At 45.9% G+C, this 4337-nt stretch carries 5 protein-coding genes; 3 read left to right on the top strand and 2 right to left on the bottom strand.

The window, feature by feature from the left end; translation table 11 throughout:
* Together F6K38_RS35890 and F6K38_RS35885 are read right to left on the bottom strand one after the other, a co-directional pair.
* Nucleotides 1-972, bottom strand: a 972-nt coding sequence (locus F6K38_RS35890; protein WP_287359815.1) for an FkbM family methyltransferase, incomplete at its 3' end; no start/stop codon positions are given.
* Nucleotides 973-992: 20 nt separating this feature from the next.
* A complete protein-coding gene (locus F6K38_RS35885; protein ID WP_287359813.1) occupies nucleotides 993-1688 on the bottom strand; it encodes a class I SAM-dependent methyltransferase in 696 nt (231 codons plus the stop codon).
* 300 nt (nucleotides 1689-1988) lie between these two features.
* Between F6K38_RS35885 and petP the strand changes: the two genes are divergently transcribed.
* Genes petP through chlG form a run of 3 tightly spaced genes read left to right on the top strand, consistent with a single transcriptional unit; the run spans nucleotide 1989 to nucleotide 4307 of the window.
* On the top strand, nucleotides 1989-2183 hold the full coding sequence (gene petP / locus F6K38_RS44555; RefSeq protein ID WP_044494701.1) for a cytochrome b6f subunit PetP: 195 nt from the start codon (nucleotides 1989-1991) through the stop codon (nucleotides 2181-2183).
* Nucleotides 2184-2225: 42 nt separating this feature from the next.
* Complete coding sequence (locus F6K38_RS35875; protein ID WP_008188081.1) at nucleotides 2226-3326, top strand: Get3/ArsA fold putative tail anchor-mediating ATPase NosAFP; 1101 nt, start codon at nucleotides 2226-2228, stop codon at nucleotides 3324-3326.
* A gap of 9 nt (nucleotides 3327-3335) precedes the next feature.
* Nucleotides 3336-4307 (top strand): chlorophyll synthase ChlG, encoded by a 972-nt coding sequence (gene chlG, locus F6K38_RS35870; RefSeq protein WP_008188082.1) that lies wholly within the window; start codon nucleotides 3336-3338, stop codon nucleotides 4305-4307.
* The last annotated feature ends 30 nt before the right edge of the window (nucleotides 4308-4337 follow it).

The raw sequence follows: 4337 nt of genomic DNA, 5'->3' as shown, positions 1-4337 counted from the left end.
TTTACTCAATTGATGTTCACGCTCTGAGCCAGAAACCATTAGGAATAAATTAGCGCTTGTAGCACTCCCTAACGTTAGTGCTGCTTCTGGAGTTGGTATGGATTTGAGTACTCTTGGGTTAGAATCCACGATCCAGCCTCGGAGGTTTTGATTGTAAAGATTCACAAGAGAGGACATCAATGCTTCCCGTCTGTGCTCATTTAGATTCTTGGCACTCACTTCCATCATGATCACTAGATTTGGTGAGCGCTGAATGGTTTCTATGGCACCATTTAATACGGCAAATTCGTATCCTTCGACATCAATCTTGATGGCATCTATCTGGGATAATCCCAACTCGGGAAGTATGGAGTCTAGACTACGCACTGGAATTGTAATCTTTTCACGCAAGACAGACCGTTTAGTATCATCCATACCACTAAATGCGGATTCCTGGGTAATATAAAAGTCTGTTTCTCCATCTTCAGCACCGACGCATAGGTCATGGCAAGAAACTAACTGTTGTAAGTGGTTAACTTCTACATTTTGTTGTAAAAGCTGGTAGGCATCTGGGTTAGGTTCAAAGGCATGAACACAACCCCTAGAAGTTAATTTGGTAGCTGATGATACGGCGTAGTAACCAAAGTTTGCTCCTACATCTAGCACAATGGAATTGGCATCCAGCAGACCTAAAAAGAGTTGGGCATCAAAGTATTCTTGGTAATGACCATAGTAAAAGTCACAGCCCAGTCGATCCCCAACATCAACGTGGAATGTCAAGCCTGATGGCAAATTCACTGCTTGGATATCCCGAACCCCTACTGGATGGAGTTTCTCTCGAAGCGATCGCAAAAACAAGGTGTAGGGTACCGCCAAGTTGGGAAAATCCATCGCCTGAGGCAGAAAATGATGGAATACCTGAAGATAAATCTCCATCTTATCCAACTGATTTATGGACTCATGGCTAGGTAAATGCTCTTCCTGACTATCCATTAATTCGTCAACTCGTCTAGTTATTGTTTAGCAAAATTATACTTTGGCGTGACAATCTCAGGTGAGGGAACTAAATCACTGACTTGTAACTCAACTGTAGATGCTAAAAATATTCGGCGTCTTTGGTGCTTGGTCTCCGTTTCCCAGAAATCTTCATGGTCTACATAACCCTGATAGTCGTATAGATATGGAAATCCTGAAACTTGGAGCATTTTCAGCAAGCAACTTCGGCTAGGAATCATGGCATGGTAGGTTAAGCCCTGGGTTTCATTTTTGCCTTCTTCAACTATATAGGTAACTGGTTCATTTAAAGGAACATTCATACTTTCAATAAATAACACTTTTTGGGTTAATAACTGCAAATTACGAATGACTTTGAAGGGATTTTCTGTATGATAGAGCAAGCCAAAGCAAAACACTAAGTCTGCTGCCGAAAATTGAGACATTTGTTGGGTAGATTCAACATCAACCTGATAAAACTTAGCTTCAGGTACCCGTTTACTTGCCTCTTCAAAAAGTTCTTGTCTCCCCTCTAAACCAATTACATTTACTCCCCAATTCACCAGCTTTTCAGAAAACCAACCGGGACCACATCCCACGTCAAGGCAACTGGTAAAACTTAATCCCTGATGGAGTCTAAGCTGATTGAGAACGTTTTCTGCTACAGCCCAGCGGGCTTGATTAATCGCAATATAGAAAGGTTCATCAAATAACATGGTTATAATTTGGATAAAATTCTTGATAAACAACTTAAATAGCAAACGGAGTAGGGAGTAGGGAGTAGGGAGCAGGGAGTAGGGAGCAGGGAGTAGGGAGTAGGGAGCAGAGGCACCCTCCCCACACCTCCCACACCTCCCACACCTCCCACACTTCCGACACTTCCCTAGATTATGGGTATTCAACCGGATTTGAGATCAGTCCCAGGAGCAACAGTGGAACTTATGGCAGTTTTCCCTGATGCGATCGCGACACATTCCGGTAAACTGAGGGGTGGTTTATCGTATGATCTAGTAGCAATGAAAATCGGGCAAAAAGTAAAAGTGTTTCGTCTAAGAGACCGGGTAGGCAACGACATCGCAAATAAACTGGGAAAAGTAGGCACGATCACAGATTATAAAATGACCGATGGCAGTGGAGTTGGCGCAACGGTGAAATTTGAGGACAACTCCTCTACCTGGTTCTTTGAGGATGAATTGAAAGTCGTAGACTAGATTTTAGTAACCGCGATCGCACCGAGGCAAAAGACTTGCACTATGGCACGGATTCTAACATTTCTGGGTAAAGGCGGCACAGGTCGCACTACTGTGGCAATTGCTGCCGCTAAGCAGCTGTCGAGCCTCGGTCAACGAGTGCTACTGGTAGGACAAGACCCAAGTCCTAGCTTTGGACTGCTACTGGGGCTATCCCCAACGTCTGACCCGGTGGAAATAAGTCCTAACCTCCGGGTAGTACAGCTAATGACTACAGTACTACTGGAACGCAGCTGGGAAGATGTTAAAAAGCTAGAGGAGCAATATTTGCGATCGCCTACCCTAAAAAATGTCTATGGTCAAGAACTGGGCATCTTACCGGGGATGGATCATGCTTTAGCCCTCAACGCCCTTCGGGAATACTACCAAAGCGGTCAGTATGACGCGATCATCTACGATGGCACCTGCTCTCAAGCTACCCTGAGAATGTTGGGAATGCCAGAAATTATCAGTTGGTATAGTCGTAGATTTCGCCAAGTCATGGCAGATTCTGACCTGGGCAAAGCCCTTTCCCCCTTTATCCAACCAGTCACTAGCGCCATCCTAAATGTGTCATGGACGAGTGACGACTTGGCTGGTGAATCAAGTAATAAGGCCAACAATATGTTGGAGGATGGAAAAAATGCGATCGCAAATCCCAATCGGGTCGCATCCTATCTGGTCACTACCGATGACCCCCTAGCCATGGCCACAGCCAAGTATCTGTGGGGTAGTGCCCAACAAGTGGGTGTTACTGTCGGTGGTGTGCTGGTCAACCAAACCCCGGTAACCCCAGCAATAGAATCGGAATTTGCCCCTCTAGTCGTTAATGCTCTTCCCACTTCCCCACCAGGGGAAGATTGGCAATCCCTGATCGATGCCCTGCCAGATTTTAAACAGGCATCCCAGGCACCCAGACCCATGACTATCGACATTCCTGGTCGCAACGTTCGTTTATTCTTACCAGGTTTTAACAAAAAGCAGGTGAAACTCACCCAATACGGTCCAGAAGTCACCGTTGAAGCCGGGGATCAACGGCATAATATCCTGCTTCCCCCACAACTTAGTGGTCAATCCGTGAAAGGGGCTAAGTTTCAAGATGGCTATTTAATAATTTCATTCTAGGTAGTAGCTATGGCTGAAGAAAATCTAACTGAACAAAGTGCCAAAACCCGTCAGCTACTGGGTATGAAAGGCGCAGCTCCTGGTGAAAGCAACCTATGGAAGATTCGCCTGCAGTTGATGAAGCCAATTACCTGGATACCCCTGATGTGGGGGGTAGTGTGTGGTGCTGCTTCCTCCGGTGGCTATACTTGGACACTCGAAGACCTTCTGATGGCCGCCGCCTGTATGTTGCTTTCTGGTCCGTTGATGGCAGGGTATACCCAAACCTTGAATGATTTCTATGACCGCGAAATCGACGCCATTAATGAACCATACCGTCCTATCCCATCGGGAGCCATCTCTATCCCCCAGGTGATCACCCAGATTGTGGTGCTACTCCTAGCAGGTATCGCTCTTAGCTACGGACTCGATGTTTGGGCTGGTCATGAATTTCCCACACTCACCTGTCTTACCCTAGGTGGTGCCTTTCTAGCCTATATCTATTCTGCCCCACCCCTGAAACTGAAAAAAAATGGTTGGCTGGGAAACTATGCTCTCGGTGCCAGCTATATCGCCCTTCCCTGGTGGGCAGGTCATGGCTTATTTGGTCATCTTAACCTGACTATTATGATTCTGACCCTGTTCTACTCCCTGGCAGGGTTAGGTATTGCAGTAGTTAATGATTTCAAGAGTGTGGAAGGCGATCGCGAATTGGGCTTAAAATCCCTACCGGTCATGTTTGGTGTTACCACAGCAGCTTGGATTTGTGTGGTGATGATTGATCTATTTCAAGCAGGGATTGCTGGTTATTTAATCAGCATTCATCAGAACCTCTACGCTGCTATCCTGATCCTATTAATCATCCCCCAAATCACCTTCCAGGATATGTACTTTCTCCGTGACCCCCTGAAAAATGATGTCAAATACCAGGCTAGTGCGCAACCGTTTTTGGTACTAGGGATGCTAGTTGCTGGTTTGGCTTTGGGTCATAGTGCTATTTAAAATAGAGAACAGGGAATAGGGAACAGGGAA

It is taken from the genome of Moorena sp. SIO3B2 (assembly GCF_010692525.1).
Classification (GTDB): Bacteria; Cyanobacteriota; Cyanobacteriia; order Cyanobacteriales; family Coleofasciculaceae; genus Moorena; species Moorena producens.
The sequence above is the reverse complement of the archived record's forward strand: the minus strand, read 5'-3'. Positions and strand labels throughout refer to the sequence as shown.